The following is a 19896-nucleotide window of genomic DNA, read 5'->3' as shown; positions in this document are numbered from 1 at the left end:
ATCCCGATTTTGACTCCCATTACTTAGGGGCTGTTTTAATTTCAATGATCGGATCTTTGGAAAGATAGAATATTTGATTTTCAGTTGTGGTTACATCAGCATTACCTTTTACTATCTCGTAATCTACATTTTCTATTTTTGGAAGCACGATTTCTAAAGTCCAGTCATTTTCGGATTGAGTTACTTTTACTGTAGTTATTTTATCTTTTTTCTCAAAGAAAACAGAAATATTATTATCTGAGATAATCACATTTTCTAAAGTTGCTGAATTCCATTCTTCGGGCATTTGAGGCATAATCTGAACCTTTTTTTTCGATGCCGTGGGTCGGATTCCGAAAAATTGATGAATTATAGGAATTGCAAAACTATAGATATTCCAGGCTTGAGTAATCATTCCATAATCGGGAGAAACTTCATAAATGCTACCAGGAAGGGCATAACTAAAGGTGCGGGTCATCCTTTTAAGATAATTCAATGCATTATCAGGTCTTCCATAATTATTTTCCGCAATGGCCTGAACACCTGTAGGCAGGGTCATTACGGCACCTGTATATGAAAAAATTTTACTTCCTTTAAAGGAGCCGTCATCAGAACCTGCAGAGGCATCCCTGTCTATACCAGTCACAAAAACACCAAAAGGATTTACAAATTTCTCAGATGTCCGTAGCGCTTTAATGGCTTTCTCATTCTCTGCAATTTTCATTTCCATTGGCGTATTTACTACCCAGTTGTGATGAAGAACAAATGGCCTTAGTTCCTTAGAAGGATTACTTAGGATAGATTTTTTTGTCTCTTCCAATTCCTCAATTGCCCACGGCTTATTTAGGGTATCTGCTCTTATTATGGCATCGTCTATTAAATGCAAGGCCTGTTTGTCTGTGCCAATAAAGTCTGCATAGGAATTAAATTCTTCAGCCCAAAAGTCTTTATTAATTTTGTCTTCTAAAATACTAGCCATCTTTCCATAATCTGAGGCTAATGAATCCTCTCTCAGTTCCTTTGCCATTTTTGAAGCATCGGCAAAAGCTTTTTGGGTATAAACAGCTACATCTATCATTTCACTATCAAGGCCATGTATTTCCATCATGCCGAAACCATCGGGGAAAAGATTTTTGTTAGAATCATTTTCAGTCATTAACCAGTTTAGACCTTTCTTAATTGTCGGGAAATATTTTTCCAAAAATTGTAAATCTCCGTTCCATAGATATATCTGCCATATTAATGACGCAAATTGCGGTGTTTCGTTAATATTTCCCTTGTTAAAGACAGCACCATTTGTAGACATTTCGTGAAGGATTCTGCCATTGCCATTAACTGCTTTGGAAACACTATCCAGGAGATGAATTGTTTTATAAACAATATCTGTCTGACCGATTGCCATATATCCTTGCAGGGCGTATTCACTATCTACCCCAAACCACCATGGATAATCAGGAATACCCGCGGTTATTCCTCTTCCAACTTCAGGAACATCCCTAATTAACCAATCACAGTTGTATTTTAGCCATTCAAAAGCCTTTTGCAATTCCTTATCCGGAATTGTCAGCTTGGATCGTTCTGCAAGTTCACTATACCGATGTTTTTTCGATATAAGGTAATCAGTACTTTTATTTTGAAGAGTATCATAGGTTGCCAATACTTGTTCTTTGGATTGATAAGAACCAGCTATGGTAAAATTTATTATTTTGATTTCATTGGGTTGCAGGGAAATCTCATATGTTAAATTGGCTGATATCCCCTGACCTTGGCGAATACTTTTTTCAAAACTGTATTCAGAAGGTTGTATTTGAGTGCCAAAAATTACATACCATGGATTTTTGTTATCCTTTATAAGCCATGCACTGGATTTCTTTAGAAATTCTGCCTTGTCTTCACTATCTATCATCCCTGTTCGCTCTCCTAGCCAAACAGGTCTTAAGTCGGAAAGTCCGCTGAATATAAAGTCAAAGTTTTGAGTTTTGTCCGATAGGCTTTTCAATTTGTATTGAATCAGAATCCCTTCCTTGCCATCAGGCACAAATTGAAAGCGTTCAATTTGTAGATTATTTTCACTAAGATTATACGTATGTTTATTTGCATAAGGATAGTTAACAAAAGAAAAAGCCGAATCCAATTTTAAACTTTGATCTCGCCAATCCAGCGTTACCTCAAACCCATCCATTAATTTTATCGGGTGATTCCAGATACCACCCATTTCGCCTTTAACATGCCATCCCAAATCTGGGAAAGATCCATTTTGGTGGCCCACCATGTATACGCGATCCCCTGCTGTAACATATGGAGAATTTAAATAATCACTTTTGCCATTTATAAAAGGACTGTCTTTAATTATTTCTGTAAAATCGTTATTGTCAGTAGTTGTGGTACAAGAAATAATCAGTAAAAATAACAGTAAAATTATACTAGCCGGATTCTTCATAATTATTTGGGCTATAACCTATTAAGAACAAATTTATGAATAACTGTTAAAATTACATAAAAACAGATTTTTAAGTTACCTATAAATTGATACAAATTTTTGACGAGTGGTATTTAGTGACAGTTCCCTATATGGCAAAAAAAAAGCGACTCCATTTTTGAAGTCGCTTTTTTTATCTAATGGTTTTTCCATCTTTATCTTTAAAATGGTATTCGAGATATGTATAAGCATCTCTTGGCTGAATTTTTATCCATTTTTTATGTTCCATAAACCATTTGGAACGATGTGAGGGGAATCCTTTGGTCAAATAAGCAGCAATAAAAGGATGTGTATTCAGCACAATTCCTTTATCCCTTGCAGGACCTTTCAATATTCTTTCGAGATCTACATTTATTTTTTCAACTAAAACAATTGGAGCCTCTACTTCCTGGCCTTGGCCACTGGGATTTACCTCAGTTGTCTTAATGTTAACTTCGGGACGTACCCTTTGCCTGGTAATTTGTATAAGACCAAACTTGCTAGGAGGCAATATTTTATGTTTGGCTCTGTCTTCTTTCATCTCATCCCTTAGATGATCAAAAAGTTTTCTTCTGTGATCGGCTTTTACCATGTCTATGAAATCAACGACAATGATACCACCCATATCTCGCAAACGTAATTGTCTTGCAATTTCTGAGGCGGCCAGGAGATTCACTTCCAAAGCAGTATCTTCTTGATTTTTTGCTTTGTTGGAACGGTTACCACTATTCACATCTATTACATGAAGAGCTTCGGTATGCTCTATCACCAAATAGGCTCCTTTGCTCATGGATGCGGTTCGCCCAAAGGAAGTCTTGATCTGCCTTTCGATACCAAATTTTTCAAAAATTGGCACAGAAGAACTATACAACTTAACTATAGATTCTTTTTTCGGTGCAATCTCTTGCACATAATCTTTAATCTGGTCATAAAGCGTCTCATCATCAACGTGGATACCGCTGAAGGAATCGTTAAAAACATCTCTTAATATTGAGGAAGCTCTATTTAGCTCAACCAAAACTTTGGAAGGTGTCGGCGCTTTATACAATTTCTTACACATTGCTGTCCACTTGTTCAGCAAGTTCTGAAGATCTTTGTCTAATTCTGCTACTTTTTTGCCTTCTGCAACTGTTCTTATAATTACCCCAAACCCTTTGGGTTTAATGCTTTTTACCAGCCTTTTCAGTCTGTCTTTCTCTTCTTTGCTTCCTATTTTTTGTGAAACGGAAACACGATCTGAAAAAGGTACCATAACCAAATATCGTCCGGCTATGGAAAGTTCCGAACTAATTCGGGGGCCTTTGGTAGAAATGGGTTCTTTAACAATTTGCACTAAAAGAGACTGATTGGCTTTAATTACATTATTAATGCTGCCATGTTTATCAATATCTTTTTCAAATGGAAAATTTTTAAGGGAAAAATCTTTTAATTTCCCGGTACTCACTAATTTAATAAACTTCAACATGCTGGACAATTGTGGTCCAAGGTCATGATAATGTAAAAATGCATCTTTTTCGTAACCTACGTTAACAAAGGCTGCATTAAGACCGGTAACCGGTTTCCTTACTTTGGCAATTAAAATATCACCAACATTGAAATTATTATCGTCTTCATCTTTATGAAGTTCTATGAGTTTTCCATCATTTAATAAGGCAAAATCAACGGTATCAGAATTGGATCTTACGATTAATTCTCTATTCACCTGATTCAATTTATATTCGTCACCTATAATAGGACGAATGGATTAAACAATAGTTGTCACAGGTTGTATAAACCCGTTGAAATTCTTTTTTGGAATTTCTATGTCAATGAACGTATAAAATGAAAAAGTAGTTATCTAACTACTTTTTCTTGTGGCGGTTAGCTCTCCTTCGTTTTTTTCGTTTGTGGGTAGCTACCTTATGTCTTTTTCTTTTTTTACCACTCGGCATGAAAATATACTTTTGGTTACTGTTATTATTTGACTTGTACGTTGCTTTTTACTCCTTCTACAAAGACCTTAGCAGGTTTAAATGCCGGAATGTTGTGAGCCGGTATTTTGATAGTAGTATTTTTAGAAATATTTCTACCTGTTTTTTCCGCTCTTGTTTTAATAATAAAACTGCCAAATCCTCTGAGATAAACATTATCTCCATTTTCTAAGGAAGATTTTACTTCTTCCATAAAACTTTCAACAGTTGCTTGTACGTCTCCTTTTTCTATACCCAGTTTTTCTGAGATTCTCGATACAATGTCAGCTTTCGTCATTTTAGTATTTTAGATTTCTGTAAGTTTTTCAAGCTTGCAAATATATAAATTAAATTCATTCTTTCATCTTAATCAACTAATTTTAAGTATATAAACTCTTACTTTTGCTCCTTAGTATTTAAGTGATGACGTTTTCAAAAATAATTCTTCTTTGGTATTCTGAAAACAAAAGGTCACTTCCCTGGAGAAATACCACCGACCCATACAGGATTTGGCTTTCAGAAATTATGTTGCAACAAACAAGAGTGGCTCAAGGAACCCCTTATTATTTTAAGTTCATTGAACAATTCCCAACAGTTTATGATCTGGCGGATGCTAGTGAAGAAAATGTTTTAAAACTATGGCAGGGACTTGGATACTATTCACGAGCCAGAAACCTGCACTTTACCGCCAAAAGAATTGTTAAAGAATACAATGGGAATTTTCCTGATACTTATGAAGAATTATTGAAATTAAAAGGGGTAGGAGATTATACAGCTAGCGCCATAGCGTCCATTAGTTATAACCGACCAGAACCAGTTGTAGACGGTAATGTTTATAGAGTATTATCAAGATATTTTGGCGTTGAACTTCCAATAAATGCTTCGGAAGGAATAATATATTTTAAAAATCTGGCCCGGAAAGTTTTGAGCTCAAAGAACATAAGAGACTACAATCAGGGAATTATGGAATTTGGCGCTATTCAGTGTGCTCCTAAAAAGCCTCTTTGTTTATCCTGTCCACTAAATAAGACTTGTGTGGCACTTCAGACAAATAGTATTGATAAATACCCAGCAAAATTGAAAAAGGCAAAAGTAAAAAAGCGGTTTTTTAATTATCTGGTTGTTTTGGATGAAGAAAGAAATACGCATCTCATAAAAAGATCGGGAAAAGATATTTGGCAGAATCTGTATGAATTCCCACTTTTAGAAACCAGGGAAGAAATAGGTATCAAAGAGGTAAAACAAAGATTGCCGGAAATTCTGACTCTTGAAGAACCCCACCTGGTATATGAGTCTTCCGATAAAACTATCGTACATAAATTGTCTCATCAACACTTGCATACGAAGTTTTGGATAGTCAAAACATCAGATCGTTTAGCAGATGGATTGTCGCCTGTGGAGTTGGATAAATATCCTGTACCTGTTTTAATTGCAGAATTTATAAAAACACTCAAAAATTCGTACTTTTGATATAATTAAAATATTATGAGCGGAACATTGAATAAGGTGATGCTAATAGGGCATCTGGGAGACGAAGTAAAAATGCATTATTTTGATGGTGGTAACTGTATAGGCAGATTTCCTATTGCTACAAATGAAACTTATACCAATAAACAAACCGGCGAAAAAGTTACTAATACGGAATGGCATAATATTGTTGTGCGCAATAAAGCAGCAGAAATATGCGAAAAGTACCTTAGCAAAGGGGACAAAATATATGTAGAGGGAAGATTAAAAACCAGACAATGGCAGGGAGAAGATGGTAATACGCGATATACTACCGAGATTAACGTTCAGGATTTTACCTTTCTATCTACCAAAAAGGAAAGTATGGCCAACGTTACAGCTAATATCCCGAAGGCTCAGCCAACGTCCGAAACAACTCAACCTAACGCCGCCAACGAAGTACAACCTGTAAATGAGCAGGAACAGGATGATGATTTACCATTCTAAACAAATAAAGTAAATTTTGACTATTGGATCCTGACCCCCTTAGTTTATTTTTAAATTTTCTAGTAATTGATGGCACTTTCACATTAAAAGTTGTAATGCTATTAGTGCTTTTAGTTTGCTCAGGCCTGATTTCAGGTGCTGAAGTGGCTTTTTTTGGCTTGTCTCAAACCGATTTAAATGAAATAGAAGAAAGGAAGACTGCCAGAGGGAAAATAGTGGTTAAGTTATTAGAGCGCCCAAAAAAACTTCTGGCAACAATCTTGATCTCTAATAATGCTATTAATATTGGGATTGTCCTTTTGTTTAATTCCATAGGAGACACTATATTTTTCAAAATTAATTATCTATTATTTGGATTAATATCTGTTCGTTTTTTGTTGGAAGTTTTGGTAGCTACTTTTTTAATTTTAATGTTTGGTGAAATTCTTCCTAAGATCTACGCGAATAGAAATAGATTTGAGTTTTCACTTTTTATGGCTTACCCATTAAAGCTTCTGGATATACTTTTAACACCTCTCAGTTCTCCGATGCGTTCTGCAACTATATTTATGCATAACAAACTTGGAAAACAGAAATCCGGTTTAAGTGTAGATCAACTTTCACAAGCACTTGAACTTACTTCAGAAGGTGATACAACGAAAGAGGAACAGAAAATTTTGCAAGGAATTGTTTCCTTTGGCAATACGGACACAAAACAGGTGATGAGGCCGCGTATTGATATCTTCGCTCTTAGTGAGGATATGAAATTCACAGAAGTTTTGGAAGAAATTAAACAGCATGGATATTCCCGTATTCCTGTATTTTCAGAGAATATGGATAACGTTTTAGGAGTCCTGTATGTTAAGGATTTACTTCCTTATATAGATAGGAAAAATTTTAATTGGTTAACGCTAATCAGGGAGCCATATTTTGTACCTGAAAATAAAAAACTTGATGACCTGCTGTTAGAATTCCAGGATAAAAAAAACCACCTTGCAGTTGTTGTGGATGAGTATGGCGGGACTTCAGGGATTGTTACCTTAGAGGATGTAATTGAAGAAATTGTTGGGGATATCTCTGACGAATTTGACGATGAAGACTTGATTTTTTCCAAACTGGACGACTTCACTTATATTTTTGAAGGGAAAACGGCATTAAAGGACTTCTACAGGGTGGCAAAAATTGAAAATGAGGAAGTTTTTGAGGCAGAAAAAGGAGAGTCGGAAACAATAGCCGGGTTTGTGTTGGAAATATCAGGGAGTTTTCCTAAAAGGGGAGAAATTGTAACTTTTCAGGATTACCAGTTTTTAGTAGAGAGCCTGGACAAAAAACGATTAAAGCAAATTAAAATAACCTTACCTGATGAATCCTAAGTTATATTTATTTACTCTAATATTCAGTATAGTATTGGTTTCATGTGGTGATGACGCTCTACCAAAGCCAAAGGCTATGCTTCGATTAGAATACCCAGATTCTCCTGTTGAATTGCTGGGTACAGAGAAATACCAATTTGAACATAACTCACTGGCACAAATTAAAAGAAATAAAAACTTTTCTGTTACCCTGGATTACCCTTTAATGAAAGGATCTATTTTTATAACCTATAAGGAAGTGAGCAATAATTTGGAAGAATTGTTGGCAGACGCTCAAAAATTGTCCTATGAACACGTGGTTAAGGCCGATAACATTACGGAACAGCCTTTTATCAATGAAAAAGGCAGAGTGTATGGCATGTTCTACGAAGTATTGGGGGATGCCGCATCACAGGCACAATTTTATGTAACAGACAGCACTCAACATTTTGTAACAGGATCCCTTTACTTTAAAGTGAAACCCAATTATGATTCTATTTATCCGGCAGCTATTTATTTGCAAAAGGATATAAGGAGAATAATGGAATCACTCCAATGGAAAGAATAGCTAAAGCATATACTCTACATATGAAACTGATTTGTAATTTATGTATAGACAACAACTTCTTGACTGCCATAATAGGATAAAGCCATATATACATCGTACGCCGGTACTCACGTCCCGTTTATTAAATGAAATAGCAGGGGCAAAATTGTTCTTTAAATGTGAGAACTTTCAAAGAATGGGCGCCTTTAAAATGCGTGGCGCCACCAATGCCATATTGTTATTATCGGAAAAAGAAAGGGCCAATGGTGTTGTTACACATTCATCAGGGAATTTTGCCCAGGCACTTTCACTTGCAGCTCAGAGCCTTAACGTAAAGGCATATATTGTAATGCCATCGAATGCGCCAGAGGTTAAAAAAGTTGCTGTAAGTCAATACGGTGGTAATATTGTGCTGTGTGAACCAACAATTGAGGCCAGAGAGGCTAAGGCCTGTAAAATTGCCAAGGAGACAGGTGCCACTTTTATTCACCCTTCAAATGATATGAATGTAATAATTGGACAAGGTACTGCTGCCCTGGAATTGTTGGAAGATTATTCCGGATTGGATTACATGTTTGCCCCAATTGGTGGAGGGGGATTAATTGCAGGGACAGCTTTGGCAGCACATTATTTTGGAGATAATTGTAAAGTTGTTGGTGGTGAACCGTATGAGGCAGATGATGCGTACCGTTCATTCCATAGCGGTAAGATTGAATCAAATAGTACAACAAACACCATTGCAGATGGTTTAAAAACAGTGTTGGGAGACAAAACCTTTCCAATAATTAAGAAATATGTACACGATATAATACGTGTCACTGAAGATGAAATAGTTATTGCTATGCGCCTAATCTGGGAACGTTTAAAGATCATAGTTGAGCCCTCCAGTGCGGTTGCACTTGCAGCCTTAATTCGGGAAAAGGAAAGCTATCATGATCAGCAAATAGGGATCATTATTTCAGGTGGTAATGTAGATTTGAATCAATTGCCTTTTTAAATCCTATTCCAGTAATATTTCAGCATTTTCAATACTGTTATTGATCTGTAGTTTTAATGATTTAACTTTCTTTTCTTCCTCATTCAACCACTCTTGTTTTTGTTCGGTAAGTGCTGCGCCATTAAGGATTTCATCTGAAGTGAAACGATCTCCAAAACCTTTCATCCAATCCATCATTGATTTATGAGCTGCCTGTAAATCTCTCATGGCTTTGTCATATGCAATTCCCTTTTCTGTGGAGTCTACTTTTGGTTTGAGTTCTGAAACAAGTTTACCAATCGTCCCCATTTTAGGCATCACTTCATCATGGATAGCCATAACTTCTTTCATTTGTGTGAGGGTTTCAGATTTCTTTTCTTCTTCTTTACACGATAAAAATAAGACCATTGTTATGGTGGTAAAAAACACATATTTTATTTTCATGATACTCAGCTTTTGAAGTTGTAAAATTAAGAATAACTGTAGCCATATACCATTAAAAAGCACCCCAAATTTGAGATGCTCCCGTTAAAATATATAGTTTTAGAATTCTAATTAAAATCTTCTTCTGATACTTCCACATTAATTACAGCTTCCAACAATTTGGTCTCAATCATTTGCGGACCCATAGAGCCCACTCTGACAGAAGGAAATTTAATTCCATCTACCTCCTGATAGTCTTTATAATTTACTTCCTGGTTCTGGGTTTGACCGTTCATAGTAACTATTGTTGTCTCCTTTACCTTTAATCCTGATTCGACATCATAAAAATAGGTAGCCTGAACGATTTCCCCTGGAACTTCTATTTTGTAGGCAGTTTTACCATCTACATCTTCTGTGCCTGTAAGTTTTGCTTTAGTACTTAAAGCAATTCCCTGTTCAGGAAAAATGCCTATTGCAGCTTTCATATCCTGCTGCATTTCTGGCGGTAAAGGAACTTTGTTGCCGCCTTGTTTCATAAACAATTCATCTCCTTTTGCAATTACCCCCATCATTGGGGCATCATTCATAAAAGTGGTTTGCACATATTTATCTGCAGTTCTTTTTTCTTCAGTTTTAATAATTGATCCCATGGCAGATCCTTCGTAAACCAGTTTTAAGGATTGTATTTTGTCTACTGCCGCTTTTCCTCCTATTGCATCAAAATAGGCGTCTAGAACACTCTGTACATTAACTCCTTCTGGTAAAGCAATTTCATAATTTGGCTTTTCTACCACTTTTGCGTACTTATCATAATAGTTCACCGGAACCATTCTGCCATTAAAAGGAACCTTTTCGAGATTTTTCAAAACTTCACTTCCTTTACCGGCTACAACAATCCTTGCATTATTTATATGGAAGTATTTCTGAGCAGCTTTTTGCACATCTTCAATAGTAATTGCATTTATGCGTTCTAAATACGTCTTATAAAAATCTTTAGGTAAACCTTCTGTTTCTATATTCAAAGCATATCTGGCAATAGTAGAGGGCTGTTCTAAAGCCATAACAAAACTCCCAACGTATAGGGCTTTTGCGTCCTTTAGTTCTTTTTCAGTAACAGGTTCTTTTATTATCCTGTCAATTTCTTTGATTATTTCTACTACAGAACTATCCGTTACAGAGTTACGAACACTGGTAACTGCCCTGAATCTTGATGGGGCATATTTATCATTACCGACACTTGAGTATGCGCTATAAGTAAAACCTTTCTCTGATCTGAGATTTTGAAAAACACGAGCCTGAGGTCCACCGCCTAATATGCGATTAGCCATCAGCGCTGCCAGATAGTCCTCACTTTTCATTTTCAGATTCACAAGATTTTGTATGGCTATCTCCGATTGTACTGCATTGGGAACATCTACAAAGTTTATCTGGGTATATTGTACATCCAAAGGTTCTGAGTATCCTAATGAAGGGGGTGCCGCCTTTACCCAATCATCAAAATTTTTAGTCACTAATTTTTTGACTTCATCAAATTTCACATCCCCGATCACTACCAAATAAGCATTGGCAGGAACAAATAATTCACCATAAAATCTTTTAACATCTGCGAGAGTAACATTATTAACGGTCTCTTCTGTAACAAACTCACCATAAGGATGATTTGTGCCATAAGCTAGCGCAAGTTGTACCCTGCGTGCAATTGCCGGAACATCTTTTTCTTCCGTTTTTAAACCCGTGATAAGTCTATCTCTTTCCTTATCAAATTCTTCCTGGGTAAAATTGGGATTAATAGCAGCATCTGCCATAAGCTCCAAGATTCTCGTAAAATATTTGGACAGCCCACTTGCAAAAGCACTTTGGGAGCCAAAATTTAACGATGCTCCAAGAAAATCAACCTCTTCATTAAAATCATTTTTGGAAATTGATGTTGACCCATTTCCTAATAAACCTGAAGTGAGGCTTGAAACTCCTGCTTTTTCTCCTTCGGCAATTGGGGGATTGTCTATAGTGAGCTGTATGGAAACCCTTGGTAGTTTATGATTCTCTACTACCAAAACTTTAAGTCCATTCGTAAGTTCGAAACGTTGCGGGTCTTCCAGTTTAATTTCAGGTGCCGGACCTGGTTTAGGAATTACAGTCCTGTCTACTTGAGCCTGTACGGTCAGGGCTATAAAAAGCAAAACAAATATTGTATATTTTTTTTTCATTTTCTTAATTATCAATTTTTTGTTCGGGTAGGTAATCTATGATTACCCTTTGATTAGGTTTTAAGTATTTCTCAGCGACTTCCTGGATTTCTTGCCGTGTAATTGAACGGTAAATGTCAATTTCTTTATTTATTAAAGTAGTATCTCCGTACAACATATAATATCGGGCCAAAGAATTTGCGATACCTTGTACACTCGAATTAGAGTTTACAAAATTATTCTCGAATTTATTTTGCAGTTTTTGAAAGTCATTTTCAGAGATAATTTCTTCACGCACCTTAGCAATTTCTTCTTCCATTTCAGTAACCAGAACATCCAGAGAAGTTTCCCCAACAGGAAGCGCATAAACTAGATACATACCATAATCCTCCTGTGGAATTTTAAGGGCACCTACTTGTAAAGCTTGTTTTTGCTCGTCAACCATTTTTTTGTACAATTTGGAACTTTTACCATCACTGAGGTAGGTTGAGATCATGTCGAGAACATAAGCATCTCTTTGTGTAAATCCCGGGGTACGATAGGCAATAAGTGATGCCGGTATTTGAATATTTGGGTCATAAGCTTGGGTTTGCTCTTCTATAACAATAGGTTCTTCTTTTGGATAATTCCTCACTATTGTTTCACCCTTAGGGATATCTGAAAAATAATCCCTAATCATCTTTTTTGTTTGAGTTATTTCAATATCTCCAGCAATCACTAGCACTGCATTATTAGGGGCATAGTACTTTTTATGATATGCAATCACATCTTCAAGTGTAGCCGCATCCAGATCTTCCATATACCCAATATTTGGATCCTTATATGGATGAACTTTGAAAAGACTTTTTCCTAATACTGAAAGTAATTGTCCATATGGTGAATTGTCAACTCTAAGCCTCTTTTCCTCTTTTACCACTTCCTGCTGAGTATCTAAACCTAATTGATCAATAATAGGGTGAAGCATACGTTCAGATTCCATCCATAAACCTAATTTTAGACTATTTGATGGAAACACTTCATAGTAATAGGTTCTGTCTTGAGAAGTATTGGCGTTATTCTGGCCTCCATTGGCACGAACAATTTTAAATCCATCTCCCCTTTTCATATTTTTTGTTCCTTCGGTCGTAAGTAGATGTTCAAATAAATGGGCAAATCCGGTGCGACCTTCAGTACGGTCCTTGCCTCCAACATGATACATCACTGATGTGGTTACCACAGGGGCCGTATTATCCTGATGCAGAATAACATGAAGCCCGTTCTCAAGATTGTACTCCTCATAAATTACTTCTTGCGCACTGAGTATCCCAAAAGTCAGGAGTGCTGACAGAGCGGTGTAAAACTTTCTTTTCATAAATTTCAAATTAAAAGATTGGTTTATACTTGCTTTTACATGTTTTTAAAGGTCAGCTAATATAATTTTTTTGGGTTTATAAGAAAGAAAACACTTCTTCTTTAACAAGAATTTATACGATAATTGTACAATATTCATTATTTTCAACTACACAAGCAGAAAAATAAAGAAAATGAAACGAATTGCTCTCCCTATACGCTTTGGTATTGCGACCAGTGGGAGTCTTATTGCATATTTTTTGATTTTATCGCTTTTTGGTTTACATACCAACGTGTTCTTTAGTCTTTTTAATGGAATAATTACAGGTTTCGGAATATATGAGGCCATAAAATATTTTAGACTTCAGGAAAAATCCAACTTCAACTACGGGGAGGGATTTAAAACAGGAATGGTTGCCGGAGTTGTGGCAACGCTCATTTTTACCTTCTTTTTTGCTTTTTACTCTACCGAAATCAATACAGGCTTTTTAAAAGAACTTTCAACCAGTTGGTTTAATAATTTCAAAAATTTTGAAGGAATCGTATTCTTCACAGTGGCAATTATGGGTTTTGCCACAACCCTTGTGCTGACACTTACTTTTATGCAGTTGTTCAAAACTCCAAAGGACCTCAAAAAAAAATCTGTTTAGAATAAAAAAAACTCTTGTGATTTCCCAATTTAGCAGTATATTTGCACCCGCCTTTAGAGCGCCTTTGGTATATAATAAGTCAAAATGCTCATTTAAAGGGAAATAAAAAATATTTAATATTACGCTATGTATGCAATTGTAGAAATAGCAGGGCAGCAATTTAAAGTTGCAAAAGACCAAAAAGTTTATGTTCACCGTTTGCAGGAAGACGAAGGAAAAAAAGTTTCTTTTCACAACGTCCTTTTACTGGAAGATGGTAATAACATTACAATTGGCGCCCCAGCTATAGACGGAGCCGCAGTAGAGGCTAAAGTCGTTAAACACCTTAAAGGTGACAAAGTAATTGTCTTTAAAAAGAAAAGACGTAAAGGGTTTCGAAAGAAAAATGGGCATCGCCAATATTTAACGGAATTAGTTATCGAAAGTATTGTAGCCAAAGGTGCTAAGAAAACAGCAGCTAAGGCTGAGCCGAAAAAGGAAGCTCCTGTAAAAGCTGCGCCAGTAAAAAAAGCAGCTCCAAAAGCTAAAGCCCCTAAGGCTAAGGTTGAAAAAACTAAGGCTGCACCTAAAGAAGCAATTGACTTAAGCAAAAAGACAGTGGCGGAATTAAAGGAATTGGCCAAAGCCAAAGGAATCTCAGGAATTTCTTCTATGAAGAAAGCCGATCTTATTGAGGCATTAAATAAATAAGTTAATAACAAATACCGGCCCAGGCTTGGTATAAAAAATAATATCATGGCACATAAAAAAGGTGTAGGTAGTTCTAAAAACGGTAGAGAATCAGAATCGAAACGCTTAGGTGTTAAGATTTTTGGTGGACAGGCTGCTATTGCAGGAAATATTATTGTAAGACAACGTGGTACCAAGCATAACCCTGGTAATAATGTTTACGCCGGAAAAGATCATACATTGCATGCAAAAGTAGACGGACTTGTAAAGTTTCAAAAGAAAGCAGGTGGAAAATCTTATGTTTCTATAGAGCCTTTTGAGGCATAATACTCAATTGAATAACTCAAATAAAAAAACCCATTATGTTTTCATAATGGGTTTTTTGTATTTCTAAATTAAGCTTAGTTCTCTAATACCTGTAATAGTCTGGCTTATAAGGGCCTTTAACTTCAACCCCAATATAAGATGCCTGTTCTTCTCGCAATTCTGTAAGTTCAGCACCTAAACGTGCTAAATGCAGTTTGGCAACTTTTTCATCCAAATGCTTAGGAAGCATATATACCTTATTTTCATATTTATCGCTATACTTCCAAAGTTCTATTTGTGCAAGTGTTTGGTTTGTGAATGAATTACTCATGACAAAACTTGGATGACCGGTGGCACATCCTAAATTAACCAGACGTCCTTCGGCAAGCACTATAATGTCCTTTCCGTCAATAGTATATTTATCTACCTGTGGTTTAATCTCATCCTTTGTATTACCATAATTATCATTTAACCAGGCCATATCTATTTCGTTGTCAAAATGTCCAATATTACACACGATAGCTTTATCGCGCATGGCTCTAAAATGTTCTTCCTTGAGGATATCCTTATTTCCAGTAGCTGTAATTACAATGTCTGCATTACCGACTACAGTTTCTAGTCTTTTTACCTCAAATCCGTCCATAGAGGCCTGCAAAGCGCAAATGGGATCTATTTCAGTAACTGTAACTATTGCTCCGGCTCCTCTGAAAGAGGCTGCTGTACCTTTTCCAACATCTCCATAACCCGCAACAACTACTCTTTTTCCGGCAAGCATAGTATCCGTGGCCCTGCGAATGGCATCTACCGCACTTTCCCTGCAACCATATTTGTTGTCAAATTTGGATTTGGTAACAGAATCATTAACATTTATTGCCGGCATAGGCAATACGCCATTTTTGAAACGCTCATATAGTCGGTGGACCCCAGTGGTTGTTTCTTCTGAAAGACCTTTAATTCCAGATGTGAGTTCCGAGAATTGATCCAATACCATATTGGTAAGATCGCCGCCATCATCCAGTATCATATTAAGCGGTTTGCGTTCTTCACCAAAAAACAGTGTTTGTTCTATACACCAGTCAAATTCCTCTTCATTCATACCCTTCCATGCATAAACAGGAATGCCGGCAGCTGCTATGGCCGCAGCGGCATGATCCTGAGTGGAAAATATGTTGCAAGAACTCCATGTAACTTCTGCACCAAGAGTAGTCAGTGTTTCTATAAGTACCGCTGTTTGTATGGTCATATGAAGACAACCGGCAATACGGGCACCCTTAAGTGGTTGTTCTTTTTTGTACTCTTCACGTAAGGCCATAAGCCCGGGCATCTCGGCTTCAGCCAATTCTATTTCTTTTCTTCCCCATTCTGCCAAGGTAATGTCCTTAACTTTAAATGGAACGTATGGTAATGTATTAGTTCGCATATCTTTTTTATTTTTTACATTCGTCCTATCAAAAGTCAAAGATAGTGATAACTTAAAATATTGTATGCCTCTTTACAAAACTATAACAGTAAACCCAAATACTAAGGTATACATTTGGAAGATTACAGAGTCTGAAAAGGAACTTTCCTTAAATATTGACCTTACCAATAAGTGCCAGCTTAGAATGAATGGTATGAAGTCTGAACTGCATAGGAGGGGATTTTTAAGTATACGGCACTTAATGGGGGTAGCGGGTTATGTGGATAAAGATCTTTTTTACGACCAGGCGGGAAAACCACATCTAAAAGATGGAAATCATATCTCCATCACACATTCATATCAATTTACAGGAATAATTGTAAGTCAGAAAGAGGAAGTTGGGATTGATATTGAGAAACAACGAGATAAGATAAGCATTATTGGGCATAAGTTTACACCAATAGAGTTATATGCAGATATTAAAAACGCAAAAGAGATTGTTAAAAAACTAACAATTGTTTGGGGTGCTAAAGAATCCCTTTATAAAATATATGCTACCCATGGGTTGAGTTTTATAAACCATATTTATATTGATGATTTTATAAACACCAATAATACTACTAAAGGTATTATCCGGTATGATGGGCGCACAACTGATTATGACATTACTTTTTTGGAATTTGAAGGATTCACCTGTGTATATGCAATTAAAAATGAAACGTAACATAAAGATTGGCCGGATTTTAATTTACAATTTATGAATATATCTGTTGAACTGACCTTAACCCCGCTACAGGATAATTATGAAGAGCTTATAATAGGTTTTATTAAAAAAATACGAGCCTCCGGTTTTACCGTCTTGGAAAATCCTTTAAGCACTCAGATTTATGGAGATTATGATGATATAATGAAACTGCTTAATAATGAAATTAAACTTGTTTTGGAATTAATGGAAAATGGTTTAATGTATATCAAGATCGTAAAAACAGACCGAAGCAATTATGAGTCAGATTTTTGATTGGGTTTTTGCTCAATACCAGGATACCCCTGCGTTTCTAATCATCCTTGAAATGATAGGTGTTGTTTTCGGGTTTTTAAGCGTATGGTATGCAAAAAGAGAAAATATCCTTGTATTTCCTACCGGAATAATCAACACGGGGATCTTTGTATATATTCTTTGGGTATATGGGCTATTGGGAGACATGCTTATAAACGCGTATTATTTTTCCATGAGTATTATTGGCTGGTACCTATGGACGAGAAAAGTAGATGCCGACCATTTTATCCCAATAACAAAAACGAACAAGCAAGAGAAAAAATGGTCCGTAGTCCTGTTTATTGGTGCTGTTGTTTTTGTCCTTCTGGTATATTCCTTGTTTGATAAATTCAATAGTTGGACGGCCTATGTGGATACCCTTACAACAGCCATTTTCTTTGTAGGGATGTGGCTAATGGCGAAAAAAAAACTCGAAAATTGGATCTATTGGATTATTGGTGATGTAATTACAGTTCCTTTATATTTGTATAAAGGACTTATTTTTACATCACTTCAATATTTATTATTTACCATAATCGCCATTTATGGCTATATGGCATGGAAGAAAAACTTAAACAAAAGCCCGCTAACATTATTAAAGTAGTTCTGTTTGGACCTGAATCAACAGGGAAGACTACCTTGGCTCAGGAACTTGCAAATCACTATCAAACAGAGTGGGTGCCCGAATACGCCCGTGAATATTTGCAGGAAAAGTGGAGTAAAGAACAAAAAACTTGTGAACCTCATGATTTGATGCCCATCGCAGAAGGCCAAATTCGTTTGGAAAATTACTTGACGGGAAAAGCAAATAAACTTCTTATTTGCGATACAGATCTTTTAGAAACTAAAGTATATTCTGAAGCATATTACCTTGGTTATTGCGATCCTGTTTTGGAAAAATACGCTTTGCGGAATACATACGATCTTTATTTGCTAACTTCCATAGATATTCCCTGGGAAAAAGACGATCTTCGGGATAAACCTAATGAACGCGAACGCATGTTTCTATATTTTAAAGAAACATTGGAAAAGTATGATAAGAATTTTGTTATTTTAAATGGGGATAATGGGAAAAGACTTGCACTGGCCATTAAATCTATCGATAAACTGCTCGACACATGATTGAGTTTTCACCAATGGATTTACAACAACTACAGGAAAAAGGAATCTCAAAAGAAAAGGTTCTGGATCAGATTGAGACCTTTAAAGAGGGGATACCATTTGTAAGGTTGGAAAAGGCCGCTATAGTTTCGGATGGGATTTTGAAATTGAGTAAAACACGGGAGAAAAAGTTAGTCAGTAAGTTCGAAGAACTAAAAAGGCTATTAAGTTTACTCAAATTTGTTCCGGCGTCTGGCGCTGCATCTAGAATGTTTAAATCCCTCTTTAACTTTTTAGAGCATTACGATCCTGAGGTCGAAGATGTAGATGCCTATGTAGAAAGATTGAATGATACAGATTTAAAGACCTTTTTCAAACAAATTAAAAAATTTCCTTTTTACGAGATTGTTCAAAAGCGAATAAAAAGTAAATCTGGTTCAGCAAATGACATCAAATATCGTTTTGTATGTGAAATGTTACTGAATGATAATCTTAATTATGGTTTTTACCCGAAAGGCCTTTTACCCTTTCACAATTACGGGGAATTTACTGTTACTCCTTTTGAAGAGCATTTGAAAGAAGCTTTCAGGTATGTTGCCTTAAACAATACTGCAAAATTACATTTTACTATTTCAGAACAGCACCAATCCTTGTTTTCTCAGGAATTTAAAGCTGTTGGCCCCAGGGTATCAAAAGCTACCAAAACGGAATTTGAAGTTACCTATTCAAATCAAAAACCTTCTACAGATACTATAGCCGTAACTCCGGATAATGAACCATTTGAGAAGGATGACGGTTCATTACTATTTAGACCTGGTGGTCATGGTGCACTTATTGAGAACTTAAATGAACAAAATGCCGATATTATCTTTATTAAAAATATTGATAATGTAGTAGTGCCTAAACACGAAGCTGAACTCGCAAATAGCAAAAAAGTACTTGCCGGTTTGCTTCTGGAAGTACAACAAAAAGCATTTGCCTATGCAGATCAACTGGATAGAAATGACATTAATGGGGAGCAATTACACGAAATCAAAACATTTTTAGAAAATGATCTCAATGTGAGGTTTTTGGAGAGTTTTTCAAGTTTTAGTATCGCCGAGCAATTGGAAATATTAAAAGATAAGATCAACAGACCCATCCGTATTTGTGGAATGGTTAGGAATGAAGGTGAACCGGGAGGAGGTCCTTTTTGGATAAGAGACGCACATGATCATATTTCACTACAAATTGTAGAATCTGCACAGGTTGACGCCTCTGATGAAAGCCAAATGGCCATTTTAAAGAATTCAACACATTTTAACCCGGTCGACATTGTATGTGGAGTTAGAAATTTTAGAGGAGAAAAGTATAACCTCTTGAACTTTGTTGATACCAAACAGGGTTTTATCAGTAAAAAAACAGAAAATGGTAAAGAACTAAAGGCCCTGGAATTACCCGGACTTTGGAACGGGGCGATGGCCTTTTGGAATACCATATTTGTTGAAGTTCCCTTATTCACGTTTAACCCGGTAAAAACGGTAAACGACCTTTTAAAGCCGACACATCAGGTAACTTAGTTTAGGGAGATATGTTCTTTTGAAGAAAAGGATTTTTTCTTATTA

General features: G+C 36.1%; 20 protein-coding genes. 13 read left to right on the top strand and 7 right to left on the bottom strand.

Features of this window, described 5'->3' with window-relative positions; all coding sequences use genetic code 11:
* Positions 1-19: 19 nt before the first annotated feature.
* From ABJH90_RS13020 to ABJH90_RS13010, 3 genes are all read right to left on the bottom strand, one after another.
* Entirely contained in the window at positions 20-2419 is a 2400-nt protein-coding gene (locus tag ABJH90_RS13020) for a glycogen debranching protein (RefSeq protein WP_348141395.1), read from the bottom strand.
* A 172-nt stretch (positions 2420-2591) separates the two neighbouring features.
* Positions 2592-4139, bottom strand: a complete 1548-nt coding sequence (locus tag ABJH90_RS13015) for a ribonuclease E/G (RefSeq protein WP_348141397.1) — start codon at positions 4137-4139, stop codon at positions 2592-2594.
* Between the two features lie 254 nt (positions 4140-4393).
* Positions 4394-4684 carry an HU family DNA-binding protein gene (locus ABJH90_RS13010; protein ID WP_019669139.1) on the bottom strand — a complete coding sequence of 97 codons (291 nt, stop codon included), beginning with the start codon at positions 4682-4684 and terminating at the stop codon, positions 4394-4396.
* 125 nt (positions 4685-4809) lie between these two features.
* Between ABJH90_RS13010 and mutY the strand changes: the two genes are divergently transcribed.
* From mutY to ABJH90_RS12985, 5 genes are read left to right on the top strand one after another with little or no spacing between them, the layout of a single operon-like run.
* Positions 4810-5856 carry an A/G-specific adenine glycosylase gene (mutY, locus tag ABJH90_RS13005; protein ID WP_348141399.1) on the top strand — a complete coding sequence of 349 codons (1047 nt, stop codon included), beginning with the start codon at positions 4810-4812 and terminating at the stop codon, positions 5854-5856.
* Between the two features lie 15 nt (positions 5857-5871).
* A complete protein-coding gene (ssb, locus tag ABJH90_RS13000) occupies positions 5872-6339 on the top strand; it encodes a single-stranded DNA-binding protein (RefSeq protein ID WP_348141401.1) in 468 nt (155 codons plus the stop codon).
* A gap of 23 nt (positions 6340-6362) precedes the next feature.
* On the top strand, positions 6363-7691 hold the full coding sequence (locus ABJH90_RS12995; RefSeq protein ID WP_348141403.1) for a gliding motility-associated protein GldE: 1329 nt from the start codon (positions 6363-6365) through the stop codon (positions 7689-7691).
* The gene (gene gldD, locus ABJH90_RS12990; protein WP_348141405.1) at positions 7681-8238 is read left to right on the top strand and encodes a gliding motility lipoprotein GldD; all 558 of its coding nucleotides are present in this window, start codon (positions 7681-7683) and stop codon (positions 8236-8238) included. The genes ABJH90_RS12995 and gldD overlap by 11 nt, the downstream gene beginning before the upstream one ends.
* Positions 8239-8278: 40 nt before the next feature.
* A complete protein-coding gene (locus tag ABJH90_RS12985; protein ID WP_348141407.1) occupies positions 8279-9214 on the top strand; it encodes a pyridoxal-phosphate dependent enzyme in 936 nt (311 codons plus the stop codon).
* Between the two features lie 3 nt (positions 9215-9217).
* On the opposite strand, the gene ABJH90_RS12980 is transcribed toward ABJH90_RS12985, so the two are convergent.
* From ABJH90_RS12980 to ABJH90_RS12970, 3 genes are all read right to left on the bottom strand, one after another.
* Positions 9218-9637: a hypothetical protein gene (locus ABJH90_RS12980; protein ID WP_348141410.1), complete on the bottom strand. Its 420-nt coding sequence runs from the start codon at positions 9635-9637 to the stop codon at positions 9218-9220.
* Between the two features lie 107 nt (positions 9638-9744).
* Entirely contained in the window at positions 9745-11823 is a 2079-nt protein-coding gene (locus ABJH90_RS12975) for a pitrilysin family protein (protein WP_348141412.1), read from the bottom strand.
* Between the two features lie 4 nt (positions 11824-11827).
* A complete protein-coding gene (locus tag ABJH90_RS12970; protein WP_348141414.1) occupies positions 11828-13153 on the bottom strand; it encodes a pitrilysin family protein in 1326 nt (441 codons plus the stop codon).
* 172 nt (positions 13154-13325) lie between these two features.
* On the opposite strand from ABJH90_RS12970, the gene ABJH90_RS12965 reads away from it, so the two are divergent.
* From ABJH90_RS12965 to rpmA, 3 genes are all read left to right on the top strand, one after another.
* Entirely contained in the window at positions 13326-13781 is a 456-nt protein-coding gene (locus ABJH90_RS12965) for a DUF4199 domain-containing protein (RefSeq protein ID WP_348141416.1), read from the top strand.
* A 126-nt stretch (positions 13782-13907) separates the two neighbouring features.
* Complete coding sequence (rplU, locus tag ABJH90_RS12960) at positions 13908-14471, top strand: 50S ribosomal protein L21 (protein ID WP_348141418.1); 564 nt, start codon at positions 13908-13910, stop codon at positions 14469-14471.
* Between the two features lie 45 nt (positions 14472-14516).
* Positions 14517-14777: a 50S ribosomal protein L27 gene (rpmA, locus tag ABJH90_RS12955; RefSeq protein WP_019669128.1), complete on the top strand. Its 261-nt coding sequence runs from the start codon at positions 14517-14519 to the stop codon at positions 14775-14777.
* Positions 14778-14859: 82 nt separating this feature from the next.
* Here the strand turns inward: rpmA and ahcY are convergent, their stop codons facing one another.
* Positions 14860-16176: an adenosylhomocysteinase gene (ahcY, locus tag ABJH90_RS12950; RefSeq protein WP_348141420.1), complete on the bottom strand. Its 1317-nt coding sequence runs from the start codon at positions 16174-16176 to the stop codon at positions 14860-14862.
* Between the two features lie 64 nt (positions 16177-16240).
* Here ahcY and ABJH90_RS12945 point away from each other — a divergent pair, with 64 nt between their 5' ends.
* Genes ABJH90_RS12945 through ABJH90_RS12925 form a run of 5 tightly spaced genes read left to right on the top strand, consistent with a single transcriptional unit; the run spans position 16241 to position 19851 of the window.
* On the top strand, positions 16241-16879 hold the full coding sequence (locus ABJH90_RS12945; RefSeq protein ID WP_348141422.1) for a 4'-phosphopantetheinyl transferase superfamily protein: 639 nt from the start codon (positions 16241-16243) through the stop codon (positions 16877-16879).
* A 33-nt stretch (positions 16880-16912) separates the two neighbouring features.
* Positions 16913-17173: a thiamine-binding protein gene (locus ABJH90_RS12940; RefSeq protein WP_348141424.1), complete on the top strand. Its 261-nt coding sequence runs from the start codon at positions 16913-16915 to the stop codon at positions 17171-17173.
* Positions 17157-17795 (top strand): nicotinamide riboside transporter PnuC, encoded by a 639-nt coding sequence (gene pnuC / locus ABJH90_RS12935; protein ID WP_348141427.1) that lies wholly within the window; start codon positions 17157-17159, stop codon positions 17793-17795. The genes ABJH90_RS12940 and pnuC overlap by 17 nt, the downstream gene beginning before the upstream one ends.
* Positions 17750-18313, top strand: coding sequence for an ATP-binding protein (locus ABJH90_RS12930; RefSeq protein ID WP_348141429.1), 564 nt, complete (start codon positions 17750-17752; stop codon positions 18311-18313). The genes pnuC and ABJH90_RS12930 overlap by 46 nt, the downstream gene beginning before the upstream one ends.
* Complete coding sequence (locus tag ABJH90_RS12925) at positions 18310-19851, top strand: DUF4301 family protein (RefSeq protein WP_348141431.1); 1542 nt, start codon at positions 18310-18312, stop codon at positions 19849-19851. Before ABJH90_RS12930 ends, ABJH90_RS12925 begins: the two co-directional genes overlap by 4 nt.
* The last annotated feature ends 45 nt before the right edge of the window (positions 19852-19896 follow it).

The sequence above is a fragment of the Eudoraea sp. genome, assembly GCF_039969275.1.
In the GTDB taxonomy this organism is placed as follows: domain Bacteria; phylum Bacteroidota; class Bacteroidia; order Flavobacteriales; family Flavobacteriaceae; genus Eudoraea.
The sequence above is the reverse complement of the archived record's forward strand: the minus strand, read 5'-3'. Positions and strand labels throughout refer to the sequence as shown.

What these genes read in the sequence shown, in the direction of transcription:
- ABJH90_RS13020 (WP_348141395.1), bottom strand. Translation starts at nt 2,419, where the DNA reads ATGAAGAATCCGGCTAGTATAATTTTACTGTTATTTTTACTGATTATT.
- ABJH90_RS13010 (WP_019669139.1), bottom strand. Translation starts at nt 4,684, where the DNA reads ATGACGAAAGCTGACATTGTATCGAGAATCTCAGAAAAACTGGGTATA.
- mutY (WP_348141399.1), top strand. Translation starts at nt 4,810, where the DNA reads ATGACGTTTTCAAAAATAATTCTTCTTTGGTATTCTGAAAACAAAAGG.
- ssb (WP_348141401.1), top strand. Translation starts at nt 5,872, where the DNA reads ATGAGCGGAACATTGAATAAGGTGATGCTAATAGGGCATCTGGGAGAC.
- gldD (WP_348141405.1), top strand. Translation starts at nt 7,681, where the DNA reads ATGAATCCTAAGTTATATTTATTTACTCTAATATTCAGTATAGTATTG.
- ABJH90_RS12985 (WP_348141407.1), top strand. Translation starts at nt 8,279, where the DNA reads ATGTATAGACAACAACTTCTTGACTGCCATAATAGGATAAAGCCATAT.
- ABJH90_RS12980 (WP_348141410.1), bottom strand. Translation starts at nt 9,637, where the DNA reads ATGAAAATAAAATATGTGTTTTTTACCACCATAACAATGGTCTTATTT.
- ABJH90_RS12975 (WP_348141412.1), bottom strand. Translation starts at nt 11,823, where the DNA reads ATGAAAAAAAAATATACAATATTTGTTTTGCTTTTTATAGCCCTGACC.
- ABJH90_RS12970 (WP_348141414.1), bottom strand. Translation starts at nt 13,153, where the DNA reads ATGAAAAGAAAGTTTTACACCGCTCTGTCAGCACTCCTGACTTTTGGG.
- ABJH90_RS12965 (WP_348141416.1), top strand. Translation starts at nt 13,326, where the DNA reads ATGAAACGAATTGCTCTCCCTATACGCTTTGGTATTGCGACCAGTGGG.
- rplU (WP_348141418.1), top strand. Translation starts at nt 13,908, where the DNA reads ATGTATGCAATTGTAGAAATAGCAGGGCAGCAATTTAAAGTTGCAAAA.
- rpmA (WP_019669128.1), top strand. Translation starts at nt 14,517, where the DNA reads ATGGCACATAAAAAAGGTGTAGGTAGTTCTAAAAACGGTAGAGAATCA.
- ahcY (WP_348141420.1), bottom strand. Translation starts at nt 16,176, where the DNA reads ATGCGAACTAATACATTACCATACGTTCCATTTAAAGTTAAGGACATT.
- ABJH90_RS12945 (WP_348141422.1), top strand. Translation starts at nt 16,241, where the DNA reads ATGCCTCTTTACAAAACTATAACAGTAAACCCAAATACTAAGGTATAC.
- ABJH90_RS12940 (WP_348141424.1), top strand. Translation starts at nt 16,913, where the DNA reads ATGAATATATCTGTTGAACTGACCTTAACCCCGCTACAGGATAATTAT.
- pnuC (WP_348141427.1), top strand. Translation starts at nt 17,157, where the DNA reads ATGAGTCAGATTTTTGATTGGGTTTTTGCTCAATACCAGGATACCCCT.
- ABJH90_RS12930 (WP_348141429.1), top strand. Translation starts at nt 17,750, where the DNA reads ATGGAAGAAAAACTTAAACAAAAGCCCGCTAACATTATTAAAGTAGTT.
- ABJH90_RS12925 (WP_348141431.1), top strand. Translation starts at nt 18,310, where the DNA reads ATGATTGAGTTTTCACCAATGGATTTACAACAACTACAGGAAAAAGGA.